The following is a 19,535-nucleotide window of genomic DNA, read 5'->3' as shown; positions in this document are numbered from 1 at the left end:
TATGGGTACCTTCTTAAATATAGATTATTCCACATGGTGGTTCCTGGTAATTGGCGCAGTCTTTACCGGGTATGCTATTCTCGATGGTTTTGACCTCGGAGCCGGAGCCCTGCACCTGTTTTTCAATAAAGAAGAAAGCAGGCGTATTGCATTGAATGCCATAGGTCCGGTATGGGATGGTAATGAAGTATGGCTGGTAATTGGCGGGGGAACCCTCTTTGCTGGTTTTCCCAAAGTATACGCAGCGGTATTTTCTGCCTTCTATATCCCCTTCATGCTTTTCCTCACCATGCTGATTTTCCGTGCGATCTCTATCGAATTTCGAAGTAAAGAAACAATGCAATGGTGGCGTAAAACATGGGATGTCTCTTATTGTATTTCCAGCGCCATGATCGCACTGATGCTAGGCGTTGTCTTGGGAAATGTCCTTATCGGCATTCCTATAGATGCCAACGGGAACTTTACCGGCAGCGTTTTTTATTTCCTGAATCCATATGCCATCATGGTAGGTATCACCACCCTTGCGCTATTTATGATGCATGGTGCTATATTCCTGGTCATGAAAACAGAAAGCCGTTTGTATGCCAAGCTTACCGTCATGGTCAAGAATACGACAATCTTTTTCGCAATCAGCATCCTGCTGTTAAGCTTTTATACATTGTTGTATGTACCACATTTAACCAACACGATCCGGCACAATAGCTGGATGTTTGTAATACCTGTGATTATGGTTTTAAGTATTGCCAACATTACACGTCAGATCACCAAAAGGAAATATTTATATGCCTTCCTTTCATCTTCTCTTACGGTAAGTTTGCTGCTTGTAATTGTGGCCATTGAACTGTATCCGAAACTGCTGATTTCAACCACCAACCCGGCTTATACACTCACGGTTCTCAATTCAGCCTCCTCTTCCAAATCGCTGGAGATCATGCTGCTCTTTGTGGCCGTTGGGGTACCATTGGCCGCGTTATATACTTCATTTGTATTCTGGACCTTTAAAGGAAAAGTAAAACTGAACGAAATGAGTTATTAAGAAATATAGAAACAGGACACAATACTTCAATATCCATTAGCACACTTTATGAACACGATCACACTTAGAACCATAAAACAAGAGGACAACAAATCTTTAGCATCTATCATCCGTACCGTATTTGAAGAATACGATACCGCCAGGCCAGGTACTGTATATTTTGATCCTACCACCGACGATCTTTATAGCCTTTTTCAAACACCCCGCTCTGTATGTTGGGTTGCAGAAGTAGACGGGCAATTAGCAGGCTGCGCCGGCATATTTCCAACCCCAGGCTTGCCTGATGGCTGCTGTGAATTTGCAAAATTCTATTTAGCATCTTTTGCAAGGGGGAAAGGCGTAGGAAGGAAGTTGATGGAGCAGTGCCTAAATACAGCAAAAGAACTTGGTTACAAACAGGTGTATTTAGAAAGCCTGCCAGAATTTAATTCAGCCATCAGCTTATACGAAAAACTGGGCTTTCAACCGCTCAATGCCCCCCTCGGCAATTCAGGTCACTTTGGCTGTAATATCTGGATGTTGAAAAACTTGTAAACATATTTGTTTACTACCTTTAGTCATTTGATCCCTACTATGAAATTATTCATTAAAAACATGGTCTGCTCCCGGTGCATTATGACTGTAGAACAGATTCTGAAAGAACACGGAATAAAGACTGAGAAAGTAAACCTTGGCGAGGCCGAACTGGCAGAACCATTGAGTGATACAGAACGAGATCAAATTAACCAATCATTACAGAAAGTTGGCTTTGAATTACTGGATGATCTAAAGAAACAACAGATTGAAAAGATCAAAAGCCTGATCATTCAAAAAGTACAATCAGGAGAAATTGAAGAGCACTTTATCCTGAGTAACTTCTTAGCAGCCAGCATGTTCAAAGACTACTCCTACTTAAGCAAGCTTTTCTCCGAACAACAAGGCATTACTATCGAACAATTCTTCATTCAACAGAAGATAGAGAAAGTGAAAGAATGGCTGATCTATGATGAATTCGCTTTGAATGAGATCTCATGGAAGCTTGGCTACAGTAGCGTACAACACCTGTCAGCTCAATTCAAACGGGTAACTGGCATGACACCATCCACTTTCAAAAAAACAGGTAACGTCCACAGGAAAACCTTGGATAATATCTAACTCGCCCCTTTTTAAAAGTGTTATTTAGCATTAAATGTTTGCCTTGTGCTTTGATGCTCTCCGCCTTAGGCGGACTGGGGGCGTGCTGGGGATTGCCCAGGATATAACTTTTATCCATAATCATATAACAGTCACACCGACGCTTGTTAGGACCTTTGCAGTATACAAAATCGACAGAAATGGATACTACAAAGAACAATACTATAGAGTTACCACTGGAAGGAGTTGAAAGCGAACATTGCGCTTTGATCGTTGATAAGGGACTGGCAAGAGTTCCCGGCATCACTTCACATAAAATAGAATTGAATAATCATAAAGCAGTGATTACCGCAGACGACAGTGAAGCTGCTCAAAAGGCTGTCCATGCAATCAGGGACCTGGGTTATGGGGTATTTACTATCAAAAAGACATTCCCCGTTACAGGCCTGAGTTGCGCGTCCTGTGCAGCCAGCACAGAAAGTATGGTAAAGTCTCTACCCGGCGTCATCAATGCAGCTGTCAACTTCGCCAGCTCGTCACTGCAGGTTGAGTATTTACCCACTGTTGTTACACCACAGCAAATGCAATCAAGTGTTCAATCCATTGGGTATGACCTTGTCATTGAAGATACTGAAGAAGCAACAGAAACATTGGAAGATTTACACCACCAAAAGTTACTGTCATTAAAGCAATATACCCTCTGGTCTGTGGCTTTATCGGTGCCCCTGGTCATCATAGGCATGTTCTTCATGAACATTCCTTATGCAAATTATATCATGTGGGCGCTGGCAACACCTGTAGTCCTGGTATTTGGCCGCCAATTCTTTATCAATGCATGGAAGCAGGCAAAGCATCGTTCTGCCAATATGGATACCTTAGTAGCCCTAAGTACTGGTATAGCATACATCTTTAGTGTTTTCAATACCCTCTATCCTCAGTTCTGGCACAACAGGGGATTGCATGCGCACGTATACTTTGAGGCGGCTGCTGTTGTCATTGCATTTATCTTATTGGGCAGGCTTCTGGAAGAAAGAGCAAAGGGCTCCACATCATCATCCATCAAAAAACTAATGGGACTGCAACCCAAAACTGTTACGGTCGTTCAACATGACGGACGTATTCAGGAAATAGCCATTAGGCAGGTACAGGTAGGTGATGTGATATTGGTTAAGCCTGGCGAAAAGATCCCTGTAGACGGCACGGTGATACAAGGCGGATCCTACGTAGATGAAAGCATGATCAGTGGCGAACCTGTACCTGTTGAAAAGCAAAAAGACGCCAAAGTATTTGCAGGCACAATTAACCAGAAAGGCAGCTTTCAATTCAAGGCAGAAAAGGTGGGTGGAGAAACGCTTCTGGCGCACATCATCAAAATGGTGCAGGAAGCGCAGGGCTCAAAAGTCCCGGTTCAGAAACTGGTAGACAAGATCGCAGGCATCTTTGTTCCCATTGTCATCAGCATTGCCGTCATTGCATTTATTGCATGGTTTTTATTAGGTGGAGAAAATGGACTAACCCAAGGCCTGTTAGCCCTGGTAACAGTCCTGGTTATTGCATGTCCTTGCGCCCTTGGCCTGGCAACACCAACCGCCATCATGGTTGGCGTAGGTAAAGGAGCAGAAAACGGCATACTGATCAAAGATGCAGAAAGTCTGGAACTGTCACATAAAGTAAACGCCATTGTTCTGGACAAAACCGGAACCATCACAGAAGGCACACCGGAAGTAACAGATATATTGTGGGTAGAAGAAACCAGTGATAACAAGGCTATTTTGTATAGCCTGGAAAGAGCTTCAGAACACCCATTAGCAGAAGCAGTAAGCAAACATTTAGCATTATCTGGTTCAGTGCAGCTCTCCAACATACAAGCCATTACAGGCGCTGGTATTGCAGCCTCTTTCAATGGTGAAAAATACATGGTAGGCACTTCAGCATTACTTCAGCAAAATGGTATACAACCAAATGAAGGTGTAACTAAATGGAGCCAGCAAAAACGGGCAGAAGCAAAAACTGTGGTATTTTTTGCCAACAGCAAAAAGGTGTTGGCTGTCATAGCAATTGCTGACAAAGTAAAACCTTCCTCACGCCAGGCCGTTCAGCAATTGCAGCAGTTGGGCATAGACGTTTATATGTTCACAGGAGACAACAGTCAAACAGCGGCGGCAGTAGCCGCGCAGGTTGGTATCAAAGCGTTCAAGGCAGAAGCTTTGCCTCAGGATAAAGCAGAATTTATAAAAGACTTGCAATCAAAAGGTAGAATCGTTGCAATGGTAGGCGATGGTATCAATGACAGCCATGCACTGGCCCAGGCCGACGTGAGCATTGCAATGGGCAAGGGAAGCGACATCGCTATGGATGTAGCCAAAATGACGTTGATCTCTTCCGACCTGTCCCGCATACCTGCTGCGTTGAAACTATCCCGCAATACCGTACGTACGATCAGGCAAAACCTCTTCTGGGCTTTTATTTATAACATCATTGGTATTCCCATTGCAGCTGGTTTGCTCTACCCCATTAACGGTTTTCTGCTCAACCCGATGATTGCAGGCGCAGCAATGGCCCTGAGTAGCGTGAGTGTTGTAACCAACAGCCTGAGGTTGAAATGAAAGAGACTTTAACCTTGAGCCTTACTATAATCTTGGTTTCGCCCTCACATACTGGTCCGGCCATGGAATATCCTCTCCTAATTCAATAGCGGCATGCAGAGGAAAATAAGGATCACGCAATAGCTCCCTGGCCAGCAAAATGAGATCGGCCCGGTCATTCTGTAAAATAGCCTCTGCTTGTTGTGCTTCAAGGATCAACCCAACAGCACCAGTTAAAACTCCAGCCTGTTTACGCACTTCTTCTGCAAAATGAACCTGGTATCCTGGTCCTGCGGGGATCTGTGCATGAGGTACATTTCCCCCGGATGAGCAGTCAAAAAGATCTACCCCTTTATCCTTCAATACCCTGGCCAACTGCACGGTGTCTTCCAGTGCCCATCCACCTTCAGTCCAGTCCGTAGCTGAGACCCGCACAAATAGAGGGTAATCATCAGGCAACAACTGTCTAACGGTCTCCACCACTTGTACCAGCAACCTGATCCTGTTTTCAAATGAACCACCATATTCGTCTGTCCGATGATTACTTAAAGGAGATAAAAACTGGTTCAACAAATAACCATGAGCAGCGTGTATTTCAATCACTTTAAAACCTGCATCCAGTGCACGAACAGCAGCCCGCCTGAAATCAATAATTACCTTTTGAATCCCTTCTTCATCTAATTCCAATGGAGTATCTGTGCCTTGAGAAAAAGGAATAGGACTTGGCCCTACTATCTGCCAGCCTCCTTCAGCTGCACTTAGAAACTTACCGCCCTTCCACGGCTCAGTATGACTGGCTTTTCTTCCCGCATGAGCCAATTGAATACCTGCCACAGAGCCATGTGCATGAATAAAGTCTACAATTCTCTTTAAGCCAGCAATATGCCCGTCTTCCCAAATACCAAGGTCTAATGGCGAGATCCTCCCTTCTGGAGATACAGCCGTTGCTTCAAAGATCACCAACCCGGCACCACCTATTGCCCTACTTCCCAAATGCACAACATGCCAGTCATTTACAAAGCCATCCGTACTTGAGTATTGACACATAGGAGAAACTACGATCCTGTTCTTCAATGTTACACTGCGTATTTGCAGTGGACTAAATAGTTTAGACATGTCTTTTCCTTAGTTAATAAATGAAACAATAAAACTCTCCAATCAATTTCAATGAGCAGCAGTATTACTCTTTCGATTCCCGGTTTTATCTAATGCAGCTCTTAGTCCTTTTGCCAATTGTTCAGCATTTCCTATTCCCCAATAATGCAGGAAAAATATCCTTGGTTGCTCATGCACCATATGATTATGAACAGCAACTACTTCAATACCACTTTCTACCAATGCTTTAATCACTGGCGCGACTTCATCTTCCTGCATCGTAAAATCTCCGGCAACAGCAGCTCGCTCGGCTGTACCCTGGAATGCAGCCCAGGTATTAAATCCAAGAAATGAACTTACCGCCACACCATGTTCACGTAGCTGCACATCAGGCCTGCCAATCGTGTACTTATAAACGCCCTTACTCATTTCAGCTTTGTATCCTAAAATATCATCCAGCATCTTCGTATCAAGTGTATTCGTAACAAATTCAGCTGAGCCAGTGCCCTTTGCCGGATCAATGCCTCTCGCTTCTTTTACTTTATCTAAGACAGCCTTTACCTTCTGAGCCATTTGTTCTGTATTTCCTGCACCACCTAAATGCATATACAAAACATTAGGATGATTACGAACAAAGTGATTATGAATAGCAGTTATGGTCAATCCCTGCCTGATTATTTCCTGCTGCACTGGCTTCAAGTCATTTTCTGTGACCACAATATCGCCCATCACCATAGCTCCGTTATGAGAGGGGGTAAAGGCAATCCATGTCCCTAACCCCATTGCAGGAATAATTTTAAAGCCATCTACAATGACGCTCAGATCATTTTGCGGAATCGTTATTTTGTACTCACCATTATTTGATTTTCCTTTCAATCCTGTAATGCGTTCTATGGCTGTGGTATCCAATGGAAGAAAAGCTTTCATTTTATCCTCTTTTACATTAGTCTTATGTTGTGCTGCAGCTGGAAGACAGAGTGTAATAGAAAGAATAATCAGAAGTAGATGAATAGATTGGATAGGTTTCATATAAAAAGAGTTAAAGGTTATCTACAATTTGGATTGTAATTTATGAATTGCAAATAACCAGGCAAAACTGCATAAAAAAACACCTTATCAAATAAGATCGACAAGGTGTTTGTGCAAGTTGAAAGATGACCTTCTTACTTCCATCTTCTATTTTCATTTTCAAGCTTATGCAGCTTGCAGGTATTCCTTCAATGTAATCCTGCCACTCATCAACTGGTTATATAAATGGCCTTTATTGACATTTGCTTTTTTAATCGACCTAACCAGTTTACGGTCAAAGAACAGGTCTTTAATCATTGTTTTCATGTTGTTCATCGTTGTTTTCATGGTTTTATATTTTAGCGCTCTGCACGGGAATCGAACCCATAATAAACTCAAAACTGTATTGTCCCATTAATGACATCAGAGCATAGGCTCAGATGGCAAGCTTTAAGGGGAATGGCAGGCTTTCAAATATTCAAAAAGCAAACAATCCGCGAGCAGGCAGCTCAATATATTGAGATAGAATACAAAATCAATTTTATAAATGGTCAGCTAACTTCTAATACCATCATTGTAGTCATACAAAGATAGTAAAAATTTGTCACAAAGTGTACCAAACACACATTTGGTGAGCTATTTTATGAAGCCTTTAAAAGTTTGCTGACCTTTTAGAATAACTAAAGGATCAACAACAACCGACAGAAAAGACTACTTCATTGTTTCAGTCTTTTCCTTAAAAATCTCAAACTTTTGCCTGATAGACACCTTCATACTGTTGATTAATGACTGGTGTTGAATGGAATAATAATGTGGCGTTTTGAACTTTCCGTTGTAGATTAGAAATAAAATACAATTCTTTCCCAGGTCTTCTATCAATTCAGGGTCACTTAAATAACACCAGAAATAATTAGGTTCTTTATGTAAGGAATATTCTATCTCACTCTCGAAAGTTTTGCCATTGTAGCTGAAAGAAATTGTATTCATACACTTTGCCTTTAAAATTGTTACATGACTGACTTCAATAATATTTATTTGCTAATATGACAAGCCGAGAAGAATATTCAAAGGATACGCAAAAATGTAGCTTTCAAAAGATATGCTAATTTATTTAATTTCTCTTGATTAACCCAGAGCATAGAAACTCTAAAGGCAAAAATGTTAGTTCGATGTACTATGCAACAAAATTGGCAGGATTATGAAACAGAAAAATATGGACAGTGTAAGGTAAAAATCCGGTTGAATCGTCATATTGATTATTAATAAATGGAGCGTCGGTCAAATACAGTTACTGATTCATTTAAAGAATATAGTAAACGGCTTTTTGCCTTTATAAGAGGCAAAGTGCGTACCGATGAAGACGCCGAGGATATTTTGCAGGATGTATGGTTCCAGTTATCGAACACCACAGAGATCATTGATCAGATAGGTGCCTGGCTTTACCGGGTAGCCCGCAATAAAATAATCGACCGGTATCGAAAGAATAAGCCTGAAGCGCTGGAAGATTATATTTATGAAACCGGGGAAGGGGAATGGGAATTCAAAGAGATCCTTTTGGCAGACCCCAGTAATCCTGAAGTAGAATACCTGAAAAACCTATTCTGGGAACAGCTTAATGAGGGACTTAGTGAGTTGCCTGAAGAACAAAGAGCGGTATTCATTCTAAATGAATTGGAAGGCCAAACCTTTGCAGAAATAGCAGCAACAACCGGAGAGAACATCAAAACACTCATATCCCGTAAAGGATATGCTGTAAAACATTTACGCATAAAACTCCAAACCCTTTTTGAAGAATTTTTAAATTATTAAATTTCTGATATGGAAAAGAAAAGGAGACGCTTTTATTTCATTCCAATCATTATAGTGACTGTAGTTCTAATCATAAGTGGCGTCATCATGCTTTTATGGAACAACATTCTTACAGATGTTTTGAATGTAAAATCAATTACGTTTGGACAGGCAATTGGCATGTTCATTCTGAGCCGGATACTATTTGGTTCCTTCCGTCCGGGGCCACCAGGTGGTTTCAGACGAGGAGGACCGCCCTGGAAAACCAAGCTAATGAATTTAACCCCGGAAGAAAGAGAGCAGTTCAGAAGAGAGTGGCAACAACGAGTACAAGCTAAAAATGAGGATGAGAAAGCTGAATAAAACAGATATTCAAACAAATTAAGAGGCTGTATCAAAAGTATGATATAGCCTCTTTTTTATTGGAGGAAGTTTAAAAAAAATAAAACCAATAAAGTAAAAAAATAAGTTGGCCGTCTACTAGAGAAAGGAACATCATTAACACTTAAAATTAAAACTATGAGATTTCCAATAAAAGCAATTCTGGCAGGCTTAATTATAGGAGCTGCATTGTTCTTTATACCATTTGGTTTTCCATTCCTGTTCTTTTTCTTCTTTATATTTTTTATTGCCAGGTTTTTCTTTTGGAGACCCTGGGGGATGTGGAGTTATGGATACGGACCTCGTTGGCCATATCGGGGTAGCCGCTTCCGCGACGACATTATACCCATTGATGGACAATTCCCAGGACAAGCAGGCGTATCCAGAGAAGGTGAAAAACGAATAACTATTCAATAACACTTTTAACCATTCAACTATGAGACAAAGAAACTTCTTGATTGGAGCGCTGGTTGCTCTTACAACATTTATTGCCTTATCTGCATTTGTTGGTCGCAGAACCTGGGGTTGGCAACGTGGATGGCGTTATGACCGTTGCAATAATGAAAACAGGCGTCTTTACAATAATGAAGATCCTAATCGCAGACCATTACGTGAAGTACAACCTTTTGATGATTCAAGCTCATTTAGATAACATGCATCAATGATTCAACCATGGAAAACAGACCATATCATTACCATTACGGGTTTGCGGCAACGCGCCACTCCAATGAAACACCTGTGAATATTATAGAAACGGAGCGTGCGTATATCCTCTATTTATACGCGCCCTCACTAGCAAAAGAAAATATCATTGTTGCTACAAAAAATGATATTCTTTCTATTCGTTATCAAGGTGAGAAAGATACTCTAAACAGGCGCTATACCAGAAGAGAATACAGGCCAGAAGAGATAGAACGATCTTTCGATTTAAAGGGTAAAATAGATGTAGACAGCATCAAAGCCTCTTATGCAGAAGGCATTCTGACTATTGAATTACCCAAAACGGATACAGCTATAAGACAACTACAAGAAGTCTCTGTTCGTTAAGGGCATTATGCCTACTACATAATTGTAATAAACTTTCATTTTTACATTAAGAGTAGGGGATCAATACCATGCAGAAATGCAGATAAATCCTTATATTGTAAAAAAACTATGAAAAAGATATCTCTGCTGTTATTGGCTGTGAGCTTCTTTTTCTTCTACTGTACAGCCAATGCGCAACAAGCGCCGTCTAAGAAAAAAACTCAAAAAGAAAGTAAAAGTCAAAGTTCTTCTCCCGCATTCAATGGAGCATGGCAATCTGTTGACGATAAGGAATTTGCCATTGTAAATGATGGTTTCTTTTCGAGTGTTGCACAGGATTCAACAGGCATTTGGAGAAATACCCATGCGGGCACATACACTGTTGAAGGAAATAACAGCATTACATTCAAAGTTTTGTATTCTTCTTTCCCCGGACGAATAGGATCCTTGCAAACTGTGGATTATGAGTTAAATGGTGATACACTCATCATAAAGTGGTTTAAGAAATTAGTGGATGCAAGAGAGGGAGACATCACCAATCGAATGCCAAAAGGACAGCAAACAAAATACGTACATGCAAAACAATAAGCAAGTAGATATTATTATCATTCAATATTGAATCAAAGAGGCGTTTGAGGGGGATCACCTATAACCAGTTCTATTGAACCGGCAGTGGTGTCGTCACCTGAGCTAACTTTTTCCGCCATAGATGTAAGCAGTGTTTTTACAGATTGGTCATAATCGGGAGAGTCTATTACTTCTTTCAGAGATTCAGGGTTCTTCCTGATATCGAAGAACATCATTTCTAAATTATGTGCATCTTCCGGAATTAAAAGGCATACATATTTGCCGGCAATGAATACTGGGGTGTCTTTGTCATATGCCTTATCCAAAACAAGAAGGTTATAAGATACAGTCTCTTTATCCATGGAAATGGCCATAGCTCCATCATTGCTGATATGGTTTACGTAAAGTTTTGTACTCATGGTTATTTAGTTTTTAGATACCGCCTTTAAACAAAACAATATGATGTGCACTGCAAAAATAAAACCGCCCCATAAGTCAGGAACTTATGAGGCGGTAATTTCTTTAGTAGCCCGGACAAGAATCGAACTTGTATCTAGAGTTTAGGAAACTCCTATTCTATCCATTGAACTACCGGGCCGGCGGTCAACATCTACAGACAGGAATCTGCCTGTGTGGGGTCGCAAATATAAAGGATACGGTCTTTATGACAATACCCCTGCCCTTCTTTATTGTCGATTATAACTAAAAGTACATTGATTTTTACCCTTATAAATCAAGAGTTGAATAAAAGATGAGTTATTCTGAAGTTGAGTTCTGGATACATGCGAAAACCCTGTTCACGATCTCAGTACAATAAATTAAGTTGAACTCGTACAAGTCCCCGGAAGAATAGAATTGCTCTAATTGCTTTTGCAGCATGGCTTTTGCCCTATTCAGCCGGACTTTTACATTAACTGGCGTAATATCTAATAAATCAGCAGTTTCATTAACGCTAAACCCTTCAATTTCCCGTAAAACGAAAACGGTTCTATAGTGTATAGGAATCTGTTGAAGACTTGCTTCTAAAGCATTTAGAAGTTCCCTGTTTACAATGATCTTTCCTAAGTCAGCCTGCTCCCTCCTTGAAAAAGTAGGCACTACATTTTCACTGATCAGGTCGCTGTTCTGAACTTCATACTTGAAATGTCCATATTTCAGTTTGTACAGACACTTATTGATGAGGATCTTTGAGAGCCAGGTTTTATAGGTTGCCCGGTGCTCAAAGTGCTGTAATTGTTGAAAGCCAGTCACATGGGTTTCCTGCATCAGGTCTTCTGCGTCCTGATGGTTGAATCCGTAACCCCTGGCTATTTTATAGAGTATGGGGTTATATCTTCTAATGAGGATCTCAAACAAGGCTGTCTCACCATCCAAAACTCTTTGAATGATTTCTTCATCACTGCTAATGCCTATTTTCTTGAGGAGATGATCCATAAAAAGCTCAGTTAATATTACTTATTATAAACTTACTCTGCAGTGCATACACACTTCCCAGAGCATGTTTATATATTATAGATTTACTATCATCACCAAAGGTTACAATTTATCTATATTTTTTTAGTAAAAACATCTGCATTAGACTATTTACAAGTTCTTGTAACCAAAAGAGCTGCCAGTTCATCTATCTATTAAATCTACAACTATGAGTACTATAACAGCAGATTATGCAAGTCAAGCTCCTGCAAAAGCAACAAGTCAGGTGGAAAGGGTGATTTCCATTTTAAGATGGACCTATGGATTGGTTCCCATTGCGGCCGGAGCAGATAAGTTCCTCCATCTATTAACGGATTGGGATCAGTACCTAGCCCCTGCAGTAACGGATATAATTCCTCTCCAGCCACATACTTTTATGAGTATAGTCGGAATCATAGAAATTGTGGCAGGTATAGTCTTGTTAATTAAGCCCAAAATTGGAAGCATTATTGTGAGCTTGTGGCTGATTGGCATAGCCATCAATCTCTTATTAACTGGAAAGTATTTTGATATTGCGGTAAGAGATATTGTAATGGCAATAGGGGCTTTTTCACTATATATGCTTTTAAGTGACACAAGGTACCATGAATAGAAGGAACAAACTTCTGAATTCAACATTGACTTAGCAGACAAGAGAATCACAAATAATAAGGGCCCAGGACTAGTTAATCCGGGCCCTTATTATTTTGTAGCATAAGGAGCTATCAGGACTAGACAATGCTGCTGGAATATATTAATCCAAGGTATAGGTTGGGGGATCAAATGCTGTTTCGTGCTTCAGGTATGCTGTAAGTATGCTTCAGGTGTGCTTCAGGTATGCGGAAGGCATGGTCGGTTAGATAAAGGGGATAGTAAGTCGTGGGTATATGGTAGATACGGAGTGGTCGAGGAGTATACAGGGAGGATGTACTTAGCATGTACGGCTGATGTTTACTATAACTCTACTATATGTTTACTATAACTTTACTGTAAGTTTTCTATAAGATTACTATAAGGTACAATTGGAATGACGAATGGGGAGAGGGAAGATGATAATGATAGAGGGGATTTAGAATTTTGGAGGCGGGGTTGGGGGATTAGGGATGTTGAAGTAATTAAATTTTAGACGGATAGCCCAGGTACGGCTTAGATAAGGAGGTTGAAGTGCAGTGTTTTCATTAGGTGGGGTTACTTCAAAAGTTAATAATCAATGTATTAGCGGTTTTATCTGAGGAATTATACATTAAAGTTTATTTAGTTGTTTTGCAACTTTTTAAATAAATTATTATTTCATTTGTTGTTTTTAATTTTTTTATAAAAGTTTGTGAAATTATTCCGATCTTGCTGTCCTAATTAACGAGATTGCTAAAAACATTGAACGAACGAAAGCTTATGCCATATAAAAATCCCTATTGTCGTAGAAAGCTAATACGACAGCCCTATTTTGAGCAAGCGCTCCTCAGCACGTCTACAAGCGAACAAATTGAAAAAAGCATTCCGTCAACGACCAGGGTATTGAAAAAGCCATTCAAATACGAATATGTAATTGGAACCGGCTTTGCTCACTCCGCCAATGGCTACATACAAATAAAAGTTTCCTTTAAACCAGATAATAACAAATAGCAACTGTTGCCATGTACTAGCCTGTTAGCGGGTTGTTATTCCAGATATTGGGACTAGCATGCCCGGCTTGATGGTATTAGGAAAGTCATTTAGTGAAGCGGGCAACAAAGCATCACAGTTTAATCATCGAAAAATTTAAGGATTTCAGTACGCATCAATAATAGCAATGGCCTTATTGTACTGGCCGAGCTACATTTTGATGTTGCTTGAAACAAGCTGTTATACTCAAACATATAAAAAATCCGGAAGTGACTATAAATGGTAACAGGAGTGAGCCGGACGCATTTGGCAGGCACCTTCCAACAATTTATCAGCGTGTATTAAATGCCACGACTAACCGAAAAAACAGTAATGGAATTATCAGATCCAGAGCGTTGGATAGAGTTCAATGGAGTAGTGGCGCTAGCAGTAAATGAACATAAAAACTCAATAAAAAAGAATTATAACACTTAAGATCCTGTGCATTTTAATAAGTGTAAACTCTGTACTATAAAACAAAACGACATGATCAAAACAACAAAACGACTACTGCTTGTCATGCTATTCAGTGTTGGAGGCATGCTTGCATATGGACAAAAAAAACTAACCGTAACGGGTATAGTTAAAGACAACCAGGGTAATATTATACCCGGTGCAACAATTAATGTGAAAGGCACCAAAAAATCAGTAGCAGCCGATGTTAACGGACACTTTGAACTACAAGAGGTTGCCGATAATGCAGTCCTGATTTTTAGTTCGATTGGTTTCGCAGCACAGGAATCGGTAGCTTCCGGAAACCCAATTACGATCATTTTACAAAATGATGAAAAAATCAATGAGGCCGTAGTAGTAACCGCATTGGGCATTAAAAGAGAAGCCAAAGCTGTTGGTTATTCAGTACAAAAAGTGGATGCAAAGGATTTGGTTAAAGTTGCTCCCCCCAAACATCTCTCAGGGGTTAATGGGCAAAGTAGCAGGCTTAAATATTACAGTACCCAATGGTGTTGAAGGTAGTTCTCAAAGAGTTGTGATCAGGGGAAACAATGTTCTGTTTGGTAACAACCAACCGCTTTATGTTGTGGATGGTGTTCCCCTCTCAGATGGGCAAATGGGCTTAAAGCAAAGCGACGGTACAGGTTTTAATGTAGCAACCGCATCTTATGGTACTCCGGATGTAGGTGGTACTCAAACTGACTGGGGTAGTCGGTTGAACTTTATCAACAGTGAAGATATTGAAGATGTGAACGTTTTGAAAGGACCCACAGCTGCGGCTATGTATGGCGCCCGTGGTGCAAATGGTGTGGTATTAATTACAACCAAAAAAGGTTCAAAAAAATCAGGATTTGGTGTTGAATATTCATTCTCTACCAGGTTTACAAAAGCTTATTTGTTCCAAGACTACCAGGATCAGTATGGTAGTGGTGGTGCCATTGGGCTATGGACTGCCGATGAAAGTAAAAAATTACCCAAAGATGCTAATGGCAATTATCGCTACCCCGCAGAAGCTCCATGGTCAGGCTCTGGCGTAAATGATAAGTTTACCCAGTTTGGTCCTTTGCCTGGTGGTAAAAACTATTGGGATTATTTTAGTTGGCCAGGAGCCGGACTTTCCTGGGGTGCAAAGATGAATGGCCAGGAAATTATATGGTGGGATGGCCAAAAACGACCTTATTCCCCCGATCCAAATGCAGCCAAATCATTTTTCAATACCGGAAATACAACAACACATAACGTTGCTTTTTCAACCGGTGGGGATTTGGGTGCTTTGAGGGTTTCACTCAATCATTCTGAAAACAAATCCATTATTCCCAATTCCGGATACAAGCAATCTTCTATTAACACGGGTTCAAATTTGAATATTTCGAAAAAGTTAAAAGCTGAAACTGTTGTTACGTATACCAACTATTCCAGGAAAAACACGCCAAGTTTGGGTGATAACAACAGTATTAGTAAGTTCCTGACGTATGGTTTCCCTGCAGATTATACACAGATTGAACGCAATGTGTACAAAAATGCTGATGGGTCTAAGAATAAGTTTGATAACTCTCAATATCCTATGAGTTATCCTTATAGCAGTTATTCAAATTTGTGGTGGCACACATTTGAGGAAAATACAACACTGAACAGGGATCAGCTAATCGGTTCTTTAAAACTGAATGCCGAAGTAACTCCCTGGTTGAATTTGATGGGAAGAACAGGTATTGACATGTCTACCAATAAATTTGAGACAAAGAACACTCCTATTGATGCAGCCGGGTACCAAGGAAGCTACGGCTTAGAAATGAACAAGGACTATACTGTTTCTGGCGAATTTTTAGCTACTGCTCACAAAAATGGTATCCTGCCTGACTTAGATGCCAATGTAAGCGTAGGTACAAGTACATGGTCTAACAAGTTTGAAGGCTCATCTGCTAATAACGCAGGACCTTTTGCCAATCCCAATTTGTATTATTTAAGCAATACTACAGCTACGGTTAATGCTGGCTGGTTGCCTACTTATTACAGGCTGGAAAGCAAAATCAATTCTGTTTACGGTTTGATGAACCTGGCATACAAAAACTACCTGTTTTTGGAAGTAACTGGCCGTAACGACTGGTCATCTACATTGCCAATCAAAAGCGCCTCTTATTTTTATCCTGCAACCAGTTTGAGCTATGCATTTACTGAACACTTAAAATCGGTTCAAAACTGGCTAGACTACGGTAAATTACGCGTTGCTTATGCAGGAAGTGCCAACGGTACTACACCTTATAACACGACAGCTTTATATAATTCCGGCACATTTGGTGGGGTAGTAACAAGATACCTCGAATCTAATTTGCGTCCCATTAACCTGGAACCCCAGCGTTCAAAATCAGTTGAATTTGGTACGCAGTTAGCTTTCTTAAAAAACAGGCTTTCTCTTGACTTTACCTATTACAGGATTAAATCAACCAGTCAAATCTTAAGTGCACCTTTAGCGCTTTCTTCTGGTTTCCAGAACAAGACATTCAACACAGGTGCGATGCAAAACAATGGTATAGAGTTCATCGTGAGAGCAACGCCTGTTCGCAGTCGTGACTTTGAATGGATGCTTACTTTGAATGGAGCCCATAATAACAACAAAGTGCTTTCTCTATCAGAAGGTATTGATAAATATTACCTGGGAACAGTATTTGGCTCCCGCACAGGCGCTGTTATGTATGCCAAAGTGGGAGATCAATTTGGTACTATTTACGGTCTGGATTATAAATACCTGAATGGTCAAAAAGTTGTAAGAAGACTGATGGATAATACGAATACCACTGTAGTGGGTACACAATATGTTACCACCAATGATGTTGTTCCTATTGGTAATGCTACTCCTTGGCTTACCGGAGGATTGGGTAATAACTTCAAATACAAAAATTTCAGTCTGTCTTTCCTGACTGATTTCAAATTGGGTGGTGATGTTTATTCATTTGATTATGCTTCTGCTATGGGAGAAGGTAAAGCTCCAGAAACGCTAGTTGAAAGAAATGGCGGCGGCTTGCCTTATACGTATCCTGATGGAACTAAAGCCAATCATGGTGTAATTCTGGATGGCGTTTTCGAAGACGGCAAAAAGAATACAGATGTCGTAAACTATATGTTTAAATATGCAGGCCAGTATGCTGCATGGTCTAACGTGGATATGCCCAGAAGCAATGCCGTGTTTGAAAATACCTGGGTGAAGCTGCGTGAATTGTCATTAACATATGATATGCCAGCTCAAATTGCCAAGTCTTCCAAATTCCTGCAAGGCATGAGCGTTTCTTTGATCGGCAGAGACCTGTTCTATTTTTACAAAACACTGCCTGATAATTTAAATCCTGAAGGTGTTTCTGGTACTGGTAATATGCAAGGTTTCCAATGGGCTTCACTGCCTGGAACAAGGTCTTTTGGCGCTTCAGTCCGTGTGAAACTATAAGCCAGGGAATTTATAACGATCAAATGAGTTATTTGAAAATTTAAAATGTTGCAGGAGGATTTGCTTCAGAATTGTTGATGAAATTATTTCCATAATTAATTGTTGTCGATTACAGTTTTGATGCAAGCCACCTGCTTTATATCAAAAGTCAAAAAAATGAACATAAAAACTTTAACCTTGGGTGTAATGGTTGCTGTCGGTATCAATACTCTTTCGTCTTGTACCAAGGGGTTTGAAGAAATGAACAAACCATATAATAAACCCACTTCAGCTTCTATAGGAGATTTGTTTAATTATAATATTTCCACTTGCCAAAATTCTTATCAGGAGCAGGCAACTTACCATTCCTTTATTTATGAAATAACCCAGCAAGCTACCCAGTATGCAAGTTCGGGTTACAGAATGGAAAATGCTTCGAACGAAATGTGGGATTCGTATTATAAAATGCTGGTCAATTCCAGGCAAATTGATACCCTTATTGCAGCAAGTCCCGATAAAGCTAAAATGACCAATATTTTGGCTATGAATAAGGTGATCCGTGCTTTCAGAACCATCAAAATGACTGAAAATTTTGGAAGCATTCCTTATTTTAACGCAGGTAGAGGACAGTACGGAACAGGAAATTACAAGCCCGCTTATGACAAGCAGGATGTAATTTATAAATCCTGTATCAATGATCTAAAATGGGCCGTTAATAATTTCAGTACCAGCGCGGACCAGATTTCTTTAGGAAGCAGTGAAACATTGTTAAAGAACAATATTGCCCAGTGGACGAAATTGGCAAATTCACTCAGGCTGCGTGCGGCAGTTACTATGTATGACAAAGACAATGCCTTTGCATCTGCTCAAATTACAGATGCCCTGAATAAGCCTTTACTCGTTGATGGCGAGGATATAGGATTGTGGCCTTCAAAAACTCCAGGTTTGGTATTTGAAATGCATGCATGGTCTTTTTCTGCCAACCAGTATATCAGGCTTGGTACCACCATGTGGAATCAAATGTCAAATAACAATAACGATGATGGCAGTGGTATTTTTGATCCACGTTGTAAAGTTTTCTTCGAAGGAAATAATGCAAGTAAATGGGTTGCGTATCCTCAAAACCCTACTACCAGCACACCATCTGAAGGCGGGGGCCCATACGATCAGGGACGTTTTACCAATTGGGCAAACAAAGGCACCGGATGCATTTATTCTCCTTTCAACTTTTACCATGAAGATAAAGTGTATATGCCGGAGCTTTGGATTACAGCAGCCCAGGTACATTTCTACCGCGCAGAAATTTACAACAGAGGTTTAGGTGTAACAAAAAATTCAGCAACTGCCAAAAATGAATATGAAGCCGGTGTAAAAGCCTCTTGCAATTTCTGGATTCAACAGGCAATGAATTGCGGCATCTGGACAGTTAACAAACCCGCCGCACTTCCTACGGCTACTGAATTTGCTACACTGCTAGCTAACCCAAAAGTTGCCTACAGCCTTACCGACGAGGCTGCAGCATTAAAGAGCATTTATACACAACTTTGGATTGATGGTTTGCGTCAGCCCAATGACATCTGGACTTTGTTTAGAAGAACCGGAGGCAACTTGCCAAAAGATCTAAACAATAATGCTTATTGGCAAAATAATTACGGTATTTATCACCGTTACACTTATCCTACTTCGGAACAGGATTATAATTTCGAAAATTGGAAAGCAGAAATTGGTGCTTCTGACTCTTATGGCACTAAAATCTGGTTAGAAAAATAATTTACTCCAGTTTGTTTATGAAAAAAGCCGTCTCAAAAGTGATTTTGGGACGGCTTTTTATTTTCTGTTTAAGGATGAACAAGAAGGTTTGGTGGATGAAATAAGCAATTACATATAGTTGAATAAAAAGAGAGACCGCCTCAGAAATGGGGCGGTCTCTCTTTTTTGGAGGTTATTTTAGTAGCCCCAAGGGTTGAAAACTCGA

The 19,535-nt window shown here is 40.3% G+C and carries 20 protein-coding genes and 1 tRNA gene; 14 read left to right on the top strand and 7 right to left on the bottom strand.

Annotated features, from left to right (window positions below; genetic code table 11):
- The first annotated feature begins 1 nt into the window (after position 1).
- The 4 genes from cydB to OCK74_RS00635 all read left to right on the top strand — a co-directional run bounded on the left by cydB (position 2) and on the right by OCK74_RS00635 (position 4,755).
- Entirely contained in the window at positions 2 to 1,036 is a 1,035-nt protein-coding gene (gene cydB / locus OCK74_RS00650) for a cytochrome d ubiquinol oxidase subunit II (protein WP_279295041.1), read from the top strand.
- A gap of 48 nt (positions 1,037 to 1,084) precedes the next feature.
- Positions 1,085 to 1,570 (top strand): GNAT family N-acetyltransferase, encoded by a 486-nt coding sequence (locus tag OCK74_RS00645; RefSeq protein WP_279295040.1) that lies wholly within the window; start codon positions 1,085 to 1,087, stop codon positions 1,568 to 1,570.
- Positions 1,571 to 1,609: 39 nt separating this feature from the next.
- A complete protein-coding gene (locus tag OCK74_RS00640; protein ID WP_279295039.1) occupies positions 1,610 to 2,170 on the top strand; it encodes an AraC family transcriptional regulator in 561 nt (186 codons plus the stop codon).
- Positions 2,171 to 2,349: 179 nt separating this feature from the next.
- Entirely contained in the window at positions 2,350 to 4,755 is a 2,406-nt protein-coding gene (locus OCK74_RS00635; protein WP_279295038.1) for a heavy metal translocating P-type ATPase, read from the top strand.
- 24 nt (positions 4,756 to 4,779) lie between these two features.
- Here the strand turns inward: OCK74_RS00635 and namA are convergent, their stop codons facing one another.
- The 4 genes from namA to OCK74_RS00615 all read right to left on the bottom strand — a co-directional run bounded on the left by namA (position 4,780) and on the right by OCK74_RS00615 (position 7,824).
- Positions 4,780 to 5,850 (bottom strand): NADPH dehydrogenase NamA, encoded by a 1,071-nt coding sequence (namA, locus tag OCK74_RS00630; RefSeq protein ID WP_279295037.1) that lies wholly within the window; start codon positions 5,848 to 5,850, stop codon positions 4,780 to 4,782.
- Positions 5,851 to 5,898: 48 nt separating this feature from the next.
- Positions 5,899 to 6,858, bottom strand: coding sequence for a DUF1259 domain-containing protein (locus tag OCK74_RS00625; protein ID WP_279295036.1), 960 nt, complete (start codon positions 6,856 to 6,858; stop codon positions 5,899 to 5,901).
- Positions 6,859 to 7,023: 165 nt separating this feature from the next.
- On the bottom strand, positions 7,024 to 7,185 hold the full coding sequence (locus tag OCK74_RS00620) for a hypothetical protein (protein WP_279295035.1): 162 nt from the start codon (positions 7,183 to 7,185) through the stop codon (positions 7,024 to 7,026).
- Positions 7,186 to 7,548: 363 nt separating this feature from the next.
- On the bottom strand, positions 7,549 to 7,824 hold the full coding sequence (locus OCK74_RS00615; RefSeq protein WP_279295034.1) for a hypothetical protein: 276 nt from the start codon (positions 7,822 to 7,824) through the stop codon (positions 7,549 to 7,551).
- Between the two features lie 279 nt (positions 7,825 to 8,103).
- Between OCK74_RS00615 and OCK74_RS00610 the strand changes: the two genes are divergently transcribed.
- The 6 genes from OCK74_RS00610 (at position 8,104) to OCK74_RS00585 (ending at position 10,620) form a co-directional block, all read left to right on the top strand.
- The gene (locus OCK74_RS00610; RefSeq protein WP_279295033.1) at positions 8,104 to 8,646 is read left to right on the top strand and encodes an RNA polymerase sigma factor; all 543 of its coding nucleotides are present in this window, start codon (positions 8,104 to 8,106) and stop codon (positions 8,644 to 8,646) included.
- A gap of 9 nt (positions 8,647 to 8,655) precedes the next feature.
- Positions 8,656 to 8,988 carry a hypothetical protein gene (locus OCK74_RS00605; protein WP_279295032.1) on the top strand — a complete coding sequence of 111 codons (333 nt, stop codon included), beginning with the start codon at positions 8,656 to 8,658 and terminating at the stop codon, positions 8,986 to 8,988.
- 156 nt (positions 8,989 to 9,144) lie between these two features.
- Entirely contained in the window at positions 9,145 to 9,423 is a 279-nt protein-coding gene (locus OCK74_RS00600) for a hypothetical protein (protein WP_279295031.1), read from the top strand.
- 19 nt (positions 9,424 to 9,442) lie between these two features.
- Complete coding sequence (locus OCK74_RS00595) at positions 9,443 to 9,658, top strand: hypothetical protein (protein ID WP_279295030.1); 216 nt, start codon at positions 9,443 to 9,445, stop codon at positions 9,656 to 9,658.
- Positions 9,659 to 9,678: 20 nt separating this feature from the next.
- Complete coding sequence (locus tag OCK74_RS00590; protein ID WP_279295029.1) at positions 9,679 to 10,053, top strand: Hsp20/alpha crystallin family protein; 375 nt, start codon at positions 9,679 to 9,681, stop codon at positions 10,051 to 10,053.
- Between the two features lie 108 nt (positions 10,054 to 10,161).
- On the top strand, positions 10,162 to 10,620 hold the full coding sequence (locus OCK74_RS00585) for a hypothetical protein (protein WP_279295028.1): 459 nt from the start codon (positions 10,162 to 10,164) through the stop codon (positions 10,618 to 10,620).
- A gap of 32 nt (positions 10,621 to 10,652) precedes the next feature.
- Here the strand turns inward: OCK74_RS00585 and OCK74_RS00580 are convergent, their stop codons facing one another.
- The 3 genes from OCK74_RS00580 to OCK74_RS00570 form a co-directional block, all read right to left on the bottom strand.
- Positions 10,653 to 11,018, bottom strand: coding sequence for a hypothetical protein (locus OCK74_RS00580; RefSeq protein ID WP_279295027.1), 366 nt, complete (start codon positions 11,016 to 11,018; stop codon positions 10,653 to 10,655).
- Positions 11,019 to 11,125: 107 nt separating this feature from the next.
- Positions 11,126 to 11,197, bottom strand: a tRNA-Arg gene (locus OCK74_RS00575).
- Positions 11,198 to 11,355: 158 nt separating this feature from the next.
- Positions 11,356 to 12,033, bottom strand: a complete 678-nt coding sequence (locus OCK74_RS00570) for a sigma-70 family RNA polymerase sigma factor (protein WP_279295026.1) — start codon at positions 12,031 to 12,033, stop codon at positions 11,356 to 11,358.
- A gap of 208 nt (positions 12,034 to 12,241) precedes the next feature.
- Here OCK74_RS00570 and OCK74_RS00565 point away from each other — a divergent pair, with 208 nt between their 5' ends.
- The 4 genes from OCK74_RS00565 to OCK74_RS00550 all read left to right on the top strand — a co-directional run bounded on the left by OCK74_RS00565 (position 12,242) and on the right by OCK74_RS00550 (position 19,330).
- Positions 12,242 to 12,664 (top strand): hypothetical protein, encoded by a 423-nt coding sequence (locus OCK74_RS00565; protein ID WP_279295025.1) that lies wholly within the window; start codon positions 12,242 to 12,244, stop codon positions 12,662 to 12,664.
- A gap of 1,514 nt (positions 12,665 to 14,178) precedes the next feature.
- Positions 14,179 to 14,661: a carboxypeptidase-like regulatory domain-containing protein gene (locus OCK74_RS00560; RefSeq protein WP_279295024.1), complete on the top strand. Its 483-nt coding sequence runs from the start codon at positions 14,179 to 14,181 to the stop codon at positions 14,659 to 14,661.
- Positions 14,615 to 17,581, top strand: a complete 2,967-nt coding sequence (locus OCK74_RS00555) for a SusC/RagA family TonB-linked outer membrane protein (protein ID WP_279295023.1) — start codon at positions 14,615 to 14,617, stop codon at positions 17,579 to 17,581. Before OCK74_RS00560 ends, OCK74_RS00555 begins: the two co-directional genes overlap by 47 nt.
- Before the next feature lie 156 nt (positions 17,582 to 17,737).
- Positions 17,738 to 19,330 carry a SusD/RagB family nutrient-binding outer membrane lipoprotein gene (locus OCK74_RS00550; protein ID WP_279295022.1) on the top strand — a complete coding sequence of 531 codons (1,593 nt, stop codon included), beginning with the start codon at positions 17,738 to 17,740 and terminating at the stop codon, positions 19,328 to 19,330.
- Positions 19,331 to 19,535 lie beyond the last annotated feature (205 nt).

It is taken from the genome of Paraflavisolibacter caeni (assembly GCF_025628885.1).
Classification (GTDB): Bacteria; Bacteroidota; Bacteroidia; order Chitinophagales; family Chitinophagaceae; genus Flavisolibacter; species Flavisolibacter caeni.
Note: the sequence above shows the minus strand (reverse complement) of the source record. Positions and strands in the feature narration are given on the sequence as shown.